Source organism: Paraburkholderia piptadeniae (genome assembly GCF_900007165.1).
GTDB classification, from domain to species: Bacteria; Pseudomonadota; Gammaproteobacteria; order Burkholderiales; family Burkholderiaceae; genus Paraburkholderia; species Paraburkholderia piptadeniae.
Window position 1 is genome coordinate 26380 of the sequence record NZ_CYGY02000039.1, and the last position, 14671, is coordinate 41050.

The window sequence follows — 14671 nt, forward strand, 5'->3', positions numbered from 1 at the left end:
GTTTTCACGCGACCCTCGCGGCATCGGAACCTCATTCACATCCGGAGGAAGACATGCAGTTTCTCGACGATTCGCTGCACCCTGAGAATCAGGACAAGGTAGTCATCACCACCGCTCCGTACGGTCCGGAATGGATGCCCGAAGACTTTCCGGAAGATATTCCGGTGACGATGGACGAGCAGATCCAGAAGGCCGTCGACTGCTATAACGCCGGCGCCACCGTGCTTCATCTGCACGTGCGCGAACTGGACGGCAAGGGTTCGAAGCGCCTGTCGAAGTTCAACGAGCTGATCGCGGGCGTGCGCGCGGCCGTGCCCGACATGATCATCCAGGTCGGCGGCTCGATTTCGTTTGCACCGGAAGACGAAGGGCAGGCCGCGAAGTGGCTGTCCGACGATACGCGTCACATGCTGGCCGATCTCGACCCGGCGCCGGATCAGGTGACGGTCGCGATCAACACCACGCAGATGAACATCATGGAGCTGCTCTATCCGGAGTACCTGGCGGGCACCTCGCTGTCGAATCCTGCGTTCATGGCCGCGTACAGCGAAATGACGGTGCCGGCGGGCCCGGCATGGGTCGAGGAGCATCTGCGCCGCTTGCAGGCCGCGGGCATCCAGCCGCACTTCCAGCTCACGGGCATTCATGCGCTCGAAACGCTCGAGCGCCTCGTGCGCAAGGGCGTCTACAAGGGGCCGCTGAACCTGACGTGGATCGGCATCGGCGGCGGCTTCGACGGCCCGAACCCGTTCAACTTCTTCAACTTCGTGCATCGCGCGCCGGATGGCTGCACGCTCACGGCCGAGTCGCTGCTCAAGAACGTGCTGCCGTTCAACATGATGGCGATGTCGATGGGCCTGCATCCGCGTTGCGGCATCGAAGACACGATCATCGACCAGCACGGCAAGCGCTTCACATCGGTGCAGCAGATCGAGCAGTGCGTGCGCGTCGCGCGTGAACTCGGGCGCGAGATTGCCAGCGGCAAGGAAGCGCGCGAGATTTACCGCATCGGCGTCCAGTACGAGACTGTCGACGAGACGCTTGCCGCCAACGGCATGGCGCCGAATCGCCAGACGGGCGTGAGGAACCTGCCGCTGCGCGCGGCGTGACAGATTGAAGCCCGGCGGGCGCATCGACCGATGCCGGGCTTCGAAGGCAGGACTCTCCGGCGCGTGCCGGGGAGCATCAGGACATATCCATAATCGGCCGCCTTGCCCAACTGGCAAGAACGCGGGGACGGCCGACAAAGAGGCGGACGGGAAGGAGACAAATCATGCTCATGCAGCATGCCGAGCCCACGACGGGCGACGTTACGACAACACAAACGGATGTGCGCGCTTATGCCTGGGTGGTATTTGCGTTGACGGTCGGGTTGCTGCTTTCCGACTACATGTCGCGGCAAGTGTTGAATGCCGTGTTTCCGCTGCTCAAGGCTACGTGGAATCTTTCCGACGCGCGGCTGGGTTCGCTGAGCAGCGTGGTCGCGCTGATGGTTGGCGTGCTCACGTTTCCGCTGTCGGTGCTCGCCGATCGCTGGGGCCGCGTGAAAAGCATCGTCCTGATGGCGGCGATGTGGAGTATCGCGACGCTGGGCTGTTCGATCTCGACGAACTACGGCGAGATGCTGCTTGCGCGCGCCTTCGTCGGCATCGGCGAAGCGGCGTACGGCAGTGTCGGAATCGCCGTCGTGCTGAGCATCTTTCCGGCGCGGCTGCGCTCCACGCTCACAGGCGCCTTCATGGCGGGCGGCGCATTCGGTTCGGTGCTGGGCATGGCGGCCGGCGGCGCGGTCGCGGCTCATCTCGGCTGGCGCGCGGCGTTCGGCGCGATGGCGGTCATGGGGATCGTGCTGGTCGTGTGCTACCGGTTCGTCGTCACCGAAAAGCGTCTTGCGCCGTTGCAGCCTGCAGGCGCGAACCGGCAGTCGGAAGGGCCTGGCGTGCGCATGAGCTTCCGCGCGCTGATGAAGGGGCTCTTCTCGACGAAGTCCGTTGTGTGCGCTTATGTTGGCAGCGGCACTCATCTGCTCGTTCCCGCCGCTATCTGGGCGTGGATGCCGAGCTTCCTGAACCGCTACTACGGCATGGCCACGGGCAAGGCGGCCATCAGCGCGGCAGCGTTCGTGCTGGTGACGGGCGTGGGCATGGTGGTGTGCGGCAACCTGGCCGACCGGCTCAGCAAGAACGTGCGCGAAAGAAAATGGCTCGCCGCGATCGCGTTCTGCCTCGCGTGCTTTACGCTGCTCGCGATTGGCTTCCACATGCCCGCAGGTCCGTTGCAACTCGTTGTGATCGGCATCGGCATGTTCTTCTGCGCAGGTGCGAGCGGTCCGTCGGGCGCGATGGTGGCGAACCTCACTCCGCCGTCGATTCACGCATCGGCGTTTGCGACCCTCACGCTCGCGAACAACCTGCTGGGTCTCGCGCCCGCTGCCGTGCTGACGGGAATGGTCGCGGACCGGATCGGGCTGCTCGGTGCATTGCAACTCGTTCCGTTCGCGCCTCTTGTCGCGGCCATCGCATTCTTTATCGGCAAACGGAATTACGCAGGCGACCTGGACCGCCTGAACGCTCTGCGCGAGCAGGCGATGCGCTGACTATAGCGCTCGACACGCGCAACGGCGGCGCGCTTTCAACGCAGCAGCCCGAAGTTGCGCGACAGACGAAACGAAACGGACTTTGTAGTTCGAGTAATGGATAGGAGATTCAACATGGCAAAAGCAGTGCGCTTCCACGAAACGGGTGGTCCCGAAGTCTTGCGCTACGAGGACGTCGAAGTGGGCGATCCCGGCCCCGGACAGGTCCGCCTGCGCCATGAGGCAGTGGGCCTCAATTTCGCCGATACCTACTTCCGCAGCGGCCTTTACCCGGTCCCGCTGCCTGCGGGGATGGGCGTCGAAGCTGCGGGCGTGGTCGAAGCCATCGGCCCCGATGTGACGAACGTCGCGGTCGGCGATCGTGTGACCTATACCGGCTTTATCAACACGCTCGGCGCCTACAGCACCGAACGCCTGATTCCCGCGGCTCCCCTCATCAAGCTGCCCGATGCGATTTCGTGCGAAACGGCCGCTGGCATGACGATGCGAGGGCTGACTTCGGCGTATCTGATGCGTCGTATTTACGACTTCAAGGCGGGCGATACCATCCTCTTGCATGCGGCTGCCGGCGGTGTCGGCCTGATCGTGTCGCAATGGGCGAAGCTGCTCGGCCTCACGGTGATCGGCACGGTTTCGACGGAGGCCAAGGGCGAAGTGGCCCGCGCGCATGGCTGCGATCACATCGTCTACTACAGCCGGGAAGACGTCGCGAAGCGCGTGCGCGAACTGACGGGCGGCGTCGGCGTGAACGTGGTGTTCGACAGCGTCGGCAAGGACACCTTCGAGGCCTCGCTCGATTCGCTCAAGCGTCGCGGTCTGATGGTCTGCGTCGGCACGGCGTCCGGCCCGATCCCGCCGTTCAATCCGCAGATGCTGGCGATGAAGGGCTCGCTCTATCTGACGCGCCCGGCGCTCGCCGACTATATCGCCGACCCCGCCGAGAAGAACGATCTGGCCGGCGAGATCTTCGGTCACATCGCGGCGGGCCGCATCAGGATCGAGCTGAACCAGCGTTACGCGCTCGAAGATGCAGCGCAAGCCCATCGGGACCTTGAATCGCGCAAGACGACGGGCTCGTCGGTTTTCGTCATCTGAGGAAACAGTCATGCGAATCGAACAACTGACGTGCGCGATCGGCGCGGAACTGGTCGGCGTGAATCTCGCCGATGCGATCCACGACGATGCGCTGTTCGCCGAAATCCGCGCAGCGCTGCTCAAGCATCGGGTGCTGTTCCTGCGCGACCAGGACATCACGCGCGCCGAGCATGTGGCGTTTGCGCGCCGCTTCGGCGAACTGGAAGATCATCCCGTCGCGGGCAGCGATCCGGAGCATCCGGGCCTCGTGCGCATCTACAAGAACCCGGATCAGCCTAACGACCGCTACGAAAATGCGTGGCACGCGGACGCCACCTGGCGCGAAGCGCCGCAGTTCGGCGCGGTTCTGCGCTGCGTGGAGTGCCCGCCCGTCGGCGGCGACACGATGTGGGCGAACATGGTCCTCGCATACGAGAAGCTGCCAGATTACATCAAGAGCCAGATCGCGGAACTTCGCGCCCGCCACAGCATCGAGGCGAGCTTCGGCGCCGCGATGCCGATCGAAAAGCGCCTTGCGTTGAAAGAGCAGTTTCCGGACGCGGAGCACCCCGTCGTGCGCACGCATCCCGAGACGGGCGAGAAGGTGCTGTTCGTGAGCGCCTTCACCACCCATATCACCAACTATCACACGCCGGCGCGCGTGCGCTTCGGGCAGGACGCGAATCCGGGCGCAGGCGATCTGCTGCGCTATCTGATCAGCCAGGCCTACATCCCCGAGTATCAGGTGCGCTGGCGCTGGCAGAAGAACAGCATCGCGATCTGGGACAACCGCAGCACGCAGCACTATGCGGTGATGGATTACGCGCCGTGCCATCGCAAGATGGAACGCGCGGGCATTATCGGCGACAAGCCGTACTGATCACGCAGGACACCGCTTCATGACTCTCGATACGACGCCGACCATCCTGATCGTGCCCGGCTTGCGCGACCACGTCGCGGAACACTGGCAGACCCTGCTGGAGCAAAAGCTGCCGAAGGCTGCCTCGGTGCCGCCGCTCGAACACGACAAGCTCAGTTGCGCGGCACGCGTCGCGGCGCTCGACGCGGCGCTCGCGAAGATCGACGGCCCGGTGATCCTGGTCGCGCATAGCGCGGGCGTGATGATCACCGTGCACTGGGCGCAGCAGCACAGCCGCAAGATTCACGGCGCGCTGCTCGCGGCGCCTGCTGACCTCGAAACGCCGCTGCCGGCAGGCTATCCGTCCATCGATGCGCTCGCGCAGAACGGCTGGCATCCGATCCCGCGCAAGCCGTTGCCGTTCCCAAGCATCGTCGGCGCGAGCCGCAACGATCCGCTCGCGCAGTTCGAGCGTGTGCGTGCAATGGCGGAAGACTGGGGCAGCCGCCTCGTCGACCTCGGCGAAGTCGGCCATCTGAATCCCGCTGCGGGCTTTGGCGAATGGCCGCTGGCGCAGACGCTGATCCGTGAATTGCTTTGATCCGCGTTGCGCATCGGATCAGGAAAGGAAGTTGAGATGTCACGTCAGATCGTGATCGGCCTTGCCGATGACCTCGCGCCCGGCCAGCGGAAGCTCGCCTTCGTTGATGGACGCAGCATCGTCCTCTTCAACATCGGCGGCGCGATTCACGCAATCGATAACTCGTGTCCGCACAACGGCGCCTCGCTCGCGAGCGGACAGCTGGAAGGGTGCGTGCTGCGTTGCCCCGCGCACGGACTGCGCTTCGATCTGCGCACAGGCTGCATGCCGGGCATGGACGGATCGAGCGGTTTGAGCCTGACAACTTTCCCGGTGCGGACAGTCGATGGGCAACTGGTCGTCAGCCTCGATGAGCCGGACGCTACCACCAATCAGGAGAAGGAAGGATGCAAGGTTTGATGATGCAGCAGCCGCTGCTGGTCGCTTCGCTGCTCATGCACGCCGAACGCCATCACGGCAAACAGGAAATCGTGTCGCGCCGGGTCGAAGGGGACATTCACCGCTATTCGTATCGCGATCTCGCGCAGCGCGCGCGCCGCATGGCAAACGCGCTGACAAGCCTGGGCGTCAGGCCGGGCGAGCGCGTAGGGACGCTGGCGTGGAATGGCTATCGGCACATGGAGCTGTATTTCGCCGTGTCGGGGTCCGGGTCCGTGCTGCATACCCTCAACCCGCGGCTTCACGTCGATCAGCTCGCGTACATCATCGAGCACGCGGAAGATCGCGTCGTGTTCTTCGACCTCACATTTCTGCCGCTGATCGAGAGCGTCGCGCCGCGCGTCAAGAGCCCGAAGGTGTTCGTGGCGATGACCGACCGCGCGCACATGCCGCAAGAGCACGGCCTGTCCACGATGCTGCTGTGCTACGAGGATCTCATCGATCTTCACGACGACGAGTTCGACTGGCCGCTCGTCGACGAGAACAGCGCATCGTCGCTGTGCTACACGTCGGGCACAACGGGCAATCCGAAGGGCGTGTTGTACAGCCACCGCTCGACTGTGCTGCACACCTACGCGGCGGCGCTGCCGGATTCGCTGAACTGTTCGGCGCGCGATGTGATTCTGCCCGTCGTGCCGATGTTCCATGTGAACGCGTGGGGACTGCCGTACATCTCCTGCATGGTCGGCGCGAAACTAGTGTTTCCGGGGCCGGCGCTCGACGGCAAGTCGCTCTATGAATTGATCGAAACCGAACAGGTCACGCTGTCGGCGGGTGTGCCGACTGTGTGGCAAGGACTGCTTGCGCATGTCGACGCGATCGAGGGGGCGTTCTCGTCGATGAGGCGCACGATTATCGGCGGCGCGCCGTGTCCGACCGCAATGACGGCGGCGTTCCAGGAGCGCTATCAAGTCGATGTGCTGCACGCATGGGGCATGACGGAATTGAGCCCTGTCGGCACGGTGTGCAGCTTCAAGGCGCATCAGCTTTCTCTGCCCACCGACGAGCGCTATGCCATTCAGGCGAAGCAGGGACGCGCGGTGTTCGGCATCGACATGAAGATCGTCGGCCCGGACGGCGAGGAGTTGCCGTGGGACGGCCATGCGGCCGGCGATCTGCTCGTGCGCGGACCGTGGGTCGTCCGGCAGTACTTCGGAAGCAGCGACACGTCGCATCTGCGTGACGGCTGGTTTCCGACGGGCGACGTGGCGAAGATCGACGCCGATGGCTTCATGCAGATCACGGATCGCAGCAAGGACGTCATCAAGTCCGGCGGCGAATGGATCAGTTCGACCGACATCGAAAACGTCGCGTGCCTGCATCCGGAAGTCACGACTGCCGTGTGCATCGCCGCACGGCATCCGAAGTGGGACGAGCGGCCGCTGCTGCTGATCGTGAGGAAGCCGGGCAGCGCGCTCGCCGCGGAAGAACTGCTTGGCTTCTTCGATGGTCGGGTCGCGAGATGGTGGAAGCCCGATGCGGTGGTGTTCGTCGATACCGTTCCCCTTGGCGCAACCGGGAAGGTGCTCAAGAACCTGTTGCGTGACCAGTTCGGAGACTACTACCTGACGGCCTGATGCATCGGGTCTTTAACAACAAAGTTCTATTCAATGAAAAAACAGTCGGGTTCGCCCGGCGCTTCCAGGATTGGAGGAGACTGAATGAAAATGAAGTTAAGCAGCGCTGCTGCACTGGCGATTTTCGCCACGGCCGCTCATGCGCAATCGTCCGTTACGCTCTATGGCGTGATCGACACCGGGTTCCTGTATCAGAGCACCTCGGCGGCAACGTTTCAGCCGCATGCGCCCAACCTGGGTCACGTCTATCAGCTCAAGGACGGCGGCATCTATGCCAGCTTCTGGGGCATGAAGGGAAGCGAAGACATCGGCGGCGGCTACAAGGTCAACTTCAAGCTGCAGGGCGTATTCAACGCCACGAACGGCAAGTTCGGCCTGTCCGATACGCCGGGCACGACCGCGATCTTCAACCAGTTCGCGACGATCGGCGTGTCCGGTCCGTTCGGCACTTTCGACGCCGGCCGGCAGATCATCCCGATGATCTACGCGATGGCTGAAACGGATGTGCGCGGCGCACAGTATTTCGGCAGTATCCTGACTGCGTGGCTGGGCATCAATCAGGCGGCCGGCTGGCCCGGCACGAGCACGAATGCGCCGATCGGCGCCCTCTATGACAGCAATGCGCTGGTCTACAACTCGCCGAAGTTTTATGGCGCCTCGCTTGCGCTCGAATACGCGCCGGGCGGCGTCGCAGGCCAGTTCCAGGGCGGCACGCGCGAGTCGGCCGTGCTCAAGTACTCGAACTACGGTCTGAATCTGTCCGCCGTGTACTACAACGGACACGATACCAATCCGTTCCCGCTGACCTACCCGGCGGCTCCCGCAGTGCCCGCGACAGGACTCGCCAACAATCGCTTCTACTATTTCGGAGCGATGTACACGATCAGCGGATTTTCGTTTTCGGCCTCGTACGGCGTCGGCAAGAACCCGGCCCATAGCAATACCGCAGACTTCGAAATGGTGTCGGGTGGCCTCGGCTACCAGTTCAATCCGCGCTTCAAGGTCACGTCCGGCTACTACTACCTGAAGGACAAGAACAATTCGTCGAACCATTCGAGCGAGTTCGCAGTGGGCGCGGAATACAACCTGTCGCAAAGGACCAAGGCTTACGCGCAAGTCGGTTATGTCAGCAACAAGGGGACCATGAACCAGACGATCATCTACGGGGCTCCTGTTGCGCCGGGCGAGTCCACCACGGCGGCAATGGTCGGCATTCGCCATGTCTTCTGATTGCGTCACACATATATAAAACGGAGTAGTCAATGAAAAGCATTCAGGTACTCGAAATGGCGGTCGCCGTATTGCTCGTCGCGATGTCCATCGGTGCATGGTCCCAGCCCGGCCAGACGGCCAGCGCGCCGGCCACTGCGCCGGGCGCATCCGCAATGACGGCGTCCGGTGCCGCGGCGCCCGCAACAGGAAGGAAAGCGGATCGCGCGCTGCGTCGGAAGATTTATGCCGCGATGGGGGCGCACAAGGAGATCGACGCAGGAAACATCAGTGTGATCGCGAAAGGCGGCGCGGTGACGCTGAACGGCACGGTCGAGGACGCTTCGCAGATCGACAAGGTTGCGGAGATCGCGAAGGGCGTGCAGGGCGTGACTTCCGTAACGAACAAGCTGACGGTGAAGAAGCCGTTCGGCGGCATGTAAGCGGCTTCTATGTAAGCGGCTTCTATGTAAACGTGGGCGACGGTCGCGGGTGTTCGTGTCGCGTGCGCGCGGATCGCTGGATGTACTGATCCGCGCGGGCCTCATCGCCATACTCGCGATCGTCTGTTTTCGGAAGCCCGAATGCCGCGCGGCTCGCAACAGGCCTTGATCCGGCGGTCGCGTCATTGGCACACGCCGCGCCATCCGCGACCTGCGCTGCGAGCGTGAGCGCTAGCCGCGCGCGTGTCGCTTACTCGCCTTCGGGCATCTTCGACGAATGATGGCTGGTGATCAGCCATTTGGTCCCATTCCACTCGTAGGTGAACGTATAGCGAGCCTTCACAATTGAGCCGTCCCCAAACTTGAACGAGTAGAGACCCGCATCGACCGCTGTGTTGCATTCGATCATGATCTCGCGGAAATCGATCGTGCCGACGGGTTTGTTCTCGAGAAAATGCCTGAAATAGTCGACCTTTTCCTCAACGGTCAAACGTGGCTTGTTGGAGACGGTTGGCAGCAGGATGGAGTGCGGCGCGTAGTTCGCTACGACCTTATCCGGATTGCCAGTCTTCAGCGAATCGTTCCAGCGATCGAAAAGTGCAGCAATCTGTTTCTTCGATGTGGAATGGCACGTTTCGGTCTTCGCAAATGCGCTGCCATGGACGACAACCACCAGCACCGCAGCAAGTACGCACGGCCTCGATACGCAGATTTTCATGATTCACCTCGCTGGAATCGAACAGGTTCGCGCCATACGCGAACCTGTTATTGGCTATCGCGATCGGGCACCTTGCTCTAGCCCGACCCCGGGTCGAACGACTTCGTGGCCTCTGCTTTAGTTGCACTATCGGGTCCGAGATCACGCTCATAGACCGCATGCACCTGGCGGCGCCTGCGACGAGACCATTTGAGCGCCCATGGAAACCACTCTGTTTCCTTCTCTTGCGCAAGGGCGCGCGCTTCGAGCAACAACGGCAAGTTGCAAACGTGATGCCGAGATCTAAAGCGGACGCGGAATGTCGCCTGACAGCGATGCGGCTGCAGTGTCGCGCGCATCCGCTAACTCGCGCAATCGTGAGTTTCCCGTTGTTGTTCGCGCTTCCACTTCTTGCGCCTTGCCAGCATGTTCATGCCTTCAACGAACGCGGAGAACGCCATCGCCGCGTAGATGTAGCCCTTCGGAACGTGCGTGCGGAAGCCTTCGGCGATCAGCGTCATGCCAATCACCACCAGAAAGCTCAGTGCGAGCATCACGATCGTCGGATTGCGATCGATGAATCGCGACAACGGACCCGCCGCGAACATCATGGCCGCGACGGCCACGACGACAGCGATGTACATGATGACCACATGCTCGGTCATGCCGACTGCCGTGATGATGCTGTCGACCGAGAATACCAGGTCGAGCACCAGAATCTGACCGATTGCGGAGCGTGGCGTGAGACGGGTAGGCCCCTCGGCGCTTGTGGCACGCCCCTCTTCATTGCTCGCGACGTGATAATGGATTTCCCCCGTCGCCTTCCAGACGAGAAACAGTCCCCCGCCGATCAGAATCAGATCGCGCCAGGCAAAGGCGTGGCCGAAGAGCGATAACGCAGGCTGGGTCAAGTGTGCAATCCATGCAACCGTGCCGAGCAGTGCAAGGCGCATCACGAGGGCAAGCGCGATGCCAATCCTCTGTGTCCGGACCCGTTGCGATGGCGGCAGCGCTTGTTGCTGAGGATAGAGATGAAAACCAGGTTATCGATACCGAGGACGACCTCCATGACCACGAGGGTCACGAGCGCGGCCCAGACGGCCGGGTCGACAGCGAGAGCGAGGAGATAGTCCATAAGCGCAGGAGTAGTTCAAGCACCGGTCGCGAGGCCCGCCGAGGCATGTTGAATCGACCATGACAGGATAGGAGAGATTTGCGGATAAATCGTTACACGAACGGCAATCGGTGAACTCGAATCTCGTCGACCCAAATTTTCAGTGCGAGCGAGGCCCCGGCGCGGCGCTGCCGATGCCCTCGCGAAGTTGCGGACCGACGTCGTGGATGGGCCGCGTTCGGCAGTTCGTCAGCCTCTGTTGACGTGGCGATAACTCGTGCACCGTCAGTGAACCAGCAATCGGGAAATCCGAGCGCATGCCGCGCGAAGGCGTCGGGCGCGGTCTTCAAAAATATATGAAGCAGCCAGCGTCAGCAGCCCCGATATCACACCAGTTACGACCGCCTCTGCAAAAGGAACACCATAGTGATTCGGGTGCGAGTACGCGTCGCCCAACATAGTGAGGAAGCCGACTATCAGCGCATTGCCGTATCGCCGCGTATAGAGCCTCGCCAACGGGGTGAAAGTTAAAAGTACGGCGAGGATTCCCGTGAGCAGACCTGTTTGCAATGCAATCGTCCAGTGGGCAAGACTCAAGATATTGCCCCAGCTACCCGGCATGCAGGTCATGCACGCGCTGGTCGGCTGCCAAAGACGCTGGATGAACAACCGGACGCGGTGCTTCCACTCGATTGACATCATGTTTCCCATCGATACTCTCGCCGGGGCCGACGCGACAGCGCGTTTCTCAAGGCTGTTTCCTGGCCTTTCCTTCGGTCTGTCCGGTTTATGCACCCCGACTACCGTGTCCTCGGCACCAAGACGAAAGATCTGGTTATCCGACCAATCCCTGCCGGTTCGTGGATTCCAGGAAGCAATGCGCACACCATCGAATGCTACACCGCGATCGCGCAGATTGTGGCTGGCTGGAGTGGCCCCGTCCTTCCGGACACCGCCTCGAACCAACGTCGATGAATCGATCCGGACAAGTCGGCTGGAAATCCACGCAGAATCGCATGCGTTCTTTACATTACATGGCGAACCGGGAGAAAGGAAATGGCTCGCGCACGAATAGCGGGACGACGAATCGTTTTGGTGCTCGTGCTCTGCATTGCCGCGACATCTCTGGCAGTGGGCGGGGCGCTGCTGTACGAGTTATCAGTCGTCAGCCGCGCGGTGAGCGATTTCAGTCAGGACGAAAGGCATGAACAGGTGCGCATCGCCCATGGGCAGCTTGCGCCCGACGAGCGCCTCAATCCGGCCTACCTGAAACGCTACGGCCTGGACCCGACCCGATACGCCGACAGATACGGCCATTTTTCGCCAACGGGCGCCGACTGGCGACAATGGAGTCTCCGAACCAAAGCGGCTGCGACCGTAATGTGGCTCGGTCACAATCCGCCCGGCATCTGGTGGACGCTGTTACAGATCAAATGTGTCGATCGCTTTCCCGAAGCCCATGCCGACACCGAGCCCATCGTCGACGTCGCCGGCGTGTCTCGGCGAACCGCACTGATCGGCGCAATGCAAGATCAATAGCAATAGCATCAATGGCTTCGGAGTCCGCGCGATGAATATCCGCGCCAAACCATAAACGGGCGCCCCCGTGGACCATCATGAAGGCCTGGTTGCGGATCGGGCGCGCACGAAGTTTTGCTTCAGAGAGCGGCCCTCGTATGCGTCTTTGGACCCGACCGGATAGCTTCGCAAGAGCTAGCCACTCCAATCGTCTGGTGAGTGTACCGAGCGCTCATGAGCGCCCGCCTCGTTCCAGTGCTCGTAATGCGTGTGGTGAATGAATGCCACGGGCGACCGGGCGTTACTCCGGCTGCTATGTCCGCGTCACTGTGTCGGGCGATCTTCCGACCATACGCTGGCGAGTGGCGCGCACCTTCACACCTGTGGTCCAGGCACCCGTGGGTTTGACCATTGTCTCTCAATCGCGTCAGCACGGCAGCACGGCAGCACGGACGGGAAGACATCGCCTGGCGGCAATGGCGCCGCCTGGTCTCACCGTGTGCCGTGCCGACCCTCTGTGGCCCTCAGATGGACCTTTTGGCGGCTAAGTCGTCACGACCCACGTCGCGTGATCGACGCGTCCCGCGCAATGCGAAGCAACCTCGCCGCGCGTCGAAGGAGCAGCCGTCCGCGCTATTTGTGCAACGTGTTCAGCGGCGCAGCTGCTGAACCGTGCGGCTTTGCTGCGCTTGCGCTTCCTTGAGGAGCTGATAGGAAGCGTAGTACTTGTAGATGTTTCGTACATACGTGGTCGTTTCGATGCCGATCTTCTCGGCCACCACAATCTCGACGTTGTTGAACCAGACGTCGGGGTTGAGTCCGCGGGCCGCAGCCTCCTTGCGCATCTTCGCGATGTTCCCCGGACCAGCGTTATAGCTGGCGAAAGCGAACAGCGGCCGGTCTACCTCTGAAAAATGGGCATCCTGGAAGTAACGGGTCATTAGTTGATCGAGGTACTTTGCGCCGGCATGAATGTTCGACTGCGCGACCTTGATGTCCCCGACGTTGAGCTCCTTTCCCGTGGCCGGCATCAGCTGCATGATGCCGACCGCGCCCACCCGGCTCTTCGCATCCTGATTGAGCTGCGACTCCTGAAACCCCTGGGCCGCGAGCATCAGCGGATCGAAATCATATTGCTGGCCATACTTCTCGAAGAAGGCGACAGTCTGCCTGAATCGCTTGAGCTCCGCGCTCTCCGTGTTGTTGTGAATCTGCTTGACGCCCTGCACATATTGCTTGAGGCGAACCTCCGCCACGCTCTGCTTCCTGATGAACTTCTCATAGAAGTTGCTGATCACCGCCTGCAACTGGGGGCTGTTCTTGCGAATAGCCCAACCGATGACACCGCCCTCGCGCACCGCGATGTTGTCGTGAACCTTGATCTGCGGCAGCATCTGCGCCCACATGCGCGCCTTCCAGTCATCGACGACCAGGATCTGTAGCAGGCCGACGTTCAACATTTCCATCGCATCTTCATCCTCAAGCGCGTCCGGCAGCAGCACGATCCGCATCGGCGGCTTGCCGGCTTGCTTGAAGCGGCTGTTCAATGCGCTCAAGCTCTCGTAATAGCTGCTGTGGCGGCGGACGTCGACTGTCTTGCCACTCAGGTCATCGAGCGTGGACAACGCGGGTGACTTCGGACCCGTTACAACGAGTTCGCGCGTTGGCTTGAGCGCGTGCGCGGTAACGAAGTCAGCCTGCTTCAGGCGATCCTCGGTCACTGTCAGGTTGCCGGCTGCGATATCGCCAATGCCATCCGCGAGGCCCGACAGCAACCGGTCGCGTGTCGTCGGGATCATGACGACCGTGATCGGACGCTTGCCGAGACGCTCGGCGTAGGTCTTGTTGACGAATCGTTCAAAGTCGCGCACCGTGTCCGCAGTCACCCCGCGCTCGTGTCCACGGTCATTGAAGTACAGCGTGCGGCTATAGGGCGCGAGAACCCGAATCATGCGACGCTCGACCATCCCGTCGAAATCGCCGCGCCAGGGCTTGTTGGTCAGATCGATCCGGCGCGTCGCGCTCGCAGCGACGGGCGCGGAAGCCGCCGGCGCCAATGACGCAGATGACGGCGCGGACGCCGGCTGAGCCGCCGTGCAAAGGGCACTCCATACCCAGAGCGAAGCTCCGAACAGACATGGCATCAGCCACGCGCGGGTGGAACGCAACATACCGACACCGTACTTTTCTGGTTTCATCCTGACGCGCCAGCCCGCCCTGGACGGCTGCTGCGCGTAATGATCTGAGCTTTGGAGGCGTTTCTTTTCGAGTAATCGGCCTCGACTCTTACAGCATAGTTGTGCATGAAAACGGTTCAAGACCTGTTGCGGTGTGACGTGCCGCGTCAGCCGTTTTGTCAGCCGTTGTGTCCGCTATTTCGCCCGATGTATGTGCCGCGCGATCTATTGGTCTTTGGACCAATACCGGCGTCCTTGCAAGCCAACTATTCTTAATGCTGACGGGCCCGGCGATCTCTCGCGCTCTGAAGCTGGCGGTTTCGACTGCGGTCGCATAAAGTGTGTAAAGAACATCGCGCCTTTTCCCG

13 protein-coding genes and 2 pseudogenes are annotated in these 14671 nt (G+C 61.8%); 10 read left to right on the forward strand and 5 right to left on the reverse strand.

Annotated elements, in window-relative coordinates; translation table 11 throughout:
* Nucleotides 1-53 precede the first annotated feature (53 nt).
* From BN2476_RS21465 to BN2476_RS21505, 9 genes are all read left to right on the forward strand, one after another.
* A complete protein-coding gene (locus tag BN2476_RS21465; RefSeq protein WP_087736208.1) occupies nt 54-1109 on the forward strand; it encodes a beta-keto acid cleavage family enzyme in 1056 nt (351 codons plus the stop codon).
* A 164-nt stretch (nt 1110-1273) separates the two neighbouring features.
* A complete protein-coding gene (locus tag BN2476_RS21470) occupies nt 1274-2596 on the forward strand; it encodes an MFS transporter (protein WP_087736183.1) in 1323 nt (440 codons plus the stop codon).
* A gap of 114 nt (nt 2597-2710) precedes the next feature.
* On the forward strand, nt 2711-3691 hold the full coding sequence (locus BN2476_RS21475; RefSeq protein WP_087736184.1) for a quinone oxidoreductase family protein: 981 nt from the start codon (nt 2711-2713) through the stop codon (nt 3689-3691).
* A 10-nt stretch (nt 3692-3701) separates the two neighbouring features.
* Nucleotides 3702-4550 carry a TauD/TfdA dioxygenase family protein gene (locus tag BN2476_RS21480; RefSeq protein ID WP_087736185.1) on the forward strand — a complete coding sequence of 283 codons (849 nt, stop codon included), beginning with the start codon at nt 3702-3704 and terminating at the stop codon, nt 4548-4550.
* A gap of 19 nt (nt 4551-4569) precedes the next feature.
* The gene (locus BN2476_RS21485; RefSeq protein WP_087736186.1) at nt 4570-5130 is read left to right on the forward strand and encodes an RBBP9/YdeN family alpha/beta hydrolase; all 561 of its coding nucleotides are present in this window, start codon (nt 4570-4572) and stop codon (nt 5128-5130) included.
* A 36-nt stretch (nt 5131-5166) separates the two neighbouring features.
* Nucleotides 5167-5529, forward strand: coding sequence for a Rieske (2Fe-2S) protein (locus BN2476_RS21490; RefSeq protein ID WP_087736187.1), 363 nt, complete (start codon nt 5167-5169; stop codon nt 5527-5529).
* Entirely contained in the window at nt 5517-7145 is a 1629-nt protein-coding gene (locus BN2476_RS21495; RefSeq protein WP_087736188.1) for a 3-(methylthio)propionyl-CoA ligase, read from the forward strand. The genes BN2476_RS21490 and BN2476_RS21495 overlap by 13 nt, the downstream gene beginning before the upstream one ends.
* 84 nt (nt 7146-7229) lie before the next feature.
* Nucleotides 7230-8375 carry a porin gene (locus BN2476_RS21500; RefSeq protein ID WP_087736189.1) on the forward strand — a complete coding sequence of 382 codons (1146 nt, stop codon included), beginning with the start codon at nt 7230-7232 and terminating at the stop codon, nt 8373-8375.
* Nucleotides 8376-8407: 32 nt separating this feature from the next.
* A complete protein-coding gene (locus BN2476_RS21505) occupies nt 8408-8797 on the forward strand; it encodes a BON domain-containing protein (protein WP_087736190.1) in 390 nt (129 codons plus the stop codon).
* A gap of 250 nt (nt 8798-9047) precedes the next feature.
* Here BN2476_RS21505 and BN2476_RS21510 read toward each other — a convergent pair whose 3' ends face one another.
* The 4 genes and pseudogenes from BN2476_RS21510 to BN2476_RS21520 form a co-directional block, all read right to left on the reverse strand.
* A complete protein-coding gene (locus BN2476_RS21510; protein WP_087736191.1) occupies nt 9048-9515 on the reverse strand; it encodes a nuclear transport factor 2 family protein in 468 nt (155 codons plus the stop codon).
* Nucleotides 9516-9592: 77 nt separating this feature from the next.
* Nucleotides 9593-9670: pseudogene (locus BN2476_RS48355) on the reverse strand (DUF2950 family protein); the annotation flags it as partial.
* A gap of 186 nt (nt 9671-9856) precedes the next feature.
* Nucleotides 9857-10629: pseudogene (locus BN2476_RS21515) on the reverse strand (TerC family protein).
* Between the two features lie 264 nt (nt 10630-10893).
* Nucleotides 10894-11307, reverse strand: coding sequence for a hypothetical protein (locus BN2476_RS21520; RefSeq protein WP_087736209.1), 414 nt, complete (start codon nt 11305-11307; stop codon nt 10894-10896).
* A 357-nt stretch (nt 11308-11664) separates the two neighbouring features.
* Here BN2476_RS21520 and BN2476_RS21525 point away from each other — a divergent pair, with 357 nt between their 5' ends.
* A complete protein-coding gene (locus BN2476_RS21525; protein WP_235850919.1) occupies nt 11665-12147 on the forward strand; it encodes a hypothetical protein in 483 nt (160 codons plus the stop codon).
* A 629-nt stretch (nt 12148-12776) separates the two neighbouring features.
* Here BN2476_RS21525 and BN2476_RS21530 read toward each other — a convergent pair.
* The gene (locus tag BN2476_RS21530; protein ID WP_438942894.1) at nt 12777-14270 is read right to left on the reverse strand and encodes an MltF family protein; all 1494 of its coding nucleotides are present in this window, start codon (nt 14268-14270) and stop codon (nt 12777-12779) included.
* Between the last annotated feature and the right edge of the window lie 401 nt (nt 14271-14671).

Excerpts from the sequence above, each read along its gene's own strand:
- BN2476_RS21465 (WP_087736208.1), top strand. The coding sequence starts at position 54 with ATGCAGTTTCTCGACGATTCGCTGCACCCTGAGAATCAGGACAAGGTA.
- BN2476_RS21470 (WP_087736183.1), top strand. The coding sequence starts at position 1,274 with ATGCTCATGCAGCATGCCGAGCCCACGACGGGCGACGTTACGACAACA.
- BN2476_RS21475 (WP_087736184.1), top strand. The coding sequence starts at position 2,711 with ATGGCAAAAGCAGTGCGCTTCCACGAAACGGGTGGTCCCGAAGTCTTG.
- BN2476_RS21480 (WP_087736185.1), top strand. The coding sequence starts at position 3,702 with ATGCGAATCGAACAACTGACGTGCGCGATCGGCGCGGAACTGGTCGGC.
- BN2476_RS21485 (WP_087736186.1), top strand. The coding sequence starts at position 4,570 with ATGACTCTCGATACGACGCCGACCATCCTGATCGTGCCCGGCTTGCGC.
- BN2476_RS21490 (WP_087736187.1), top strand. The coding sequence starts at position 5,167 with ATGTCACGTCAGATCGTGATCGGCCTTGCCGATGACCTCGCGCCCGGC.
- BN2476_RS21495 (WP_087736188.1), top strand. The coding sequence starts at position 5,517 with ATGCAAGGTTTGATGATGCAGCAGCCGCTGCTGGTCGCTTCGCTGCTC.
- BN2476_RS21500 (WP_087736189.1), top strand. The coding sequence starts at position 7,230 with ATGAAAATGAAGTTAAGCAGCGCTGCTGCACTGGCGATTTTCGCCACG.
- BN2476_RS21505 (WP_087736190.1), top strand. The coding sequence starts at position 8,408 with ATGAAAAGCATTCAGGTACTCGAAATGGCGGTCGCCGTATTGCTCGTC.
- BN2476_RS21510 (WP_087736191.1), bottom strand. The coding sequence starts at position 9,515 with ATGAAAATCTGCGTATCGAGGCCGTGCGTACTTGCTGCGGTGCTGGTG.
- BN2476_RS21520 (WP_087736209.1), bottom strand. The coding sequence starts at position 11,307 with ATGTCAATCGAGTGGAAGCACCGCGTCCGGTTGTTCATCCAGCGTCTT.
- BN2476_RS21525 (WP_235850919.1), top strand. The coding sequence starts at position 11,665 with ATGGCTCGCGCACGAATAGCGGGACGACGAATCGTTTTGGTGCTCGTG.
- BN2476_RS21530 (WP_438942894.1), bottom strand. The coding sequence starts at position 14,270 with ATGCCATGTCTGTTCGGAGCTTCGCTCTGGGTATGGAGTGCCCTTTGC.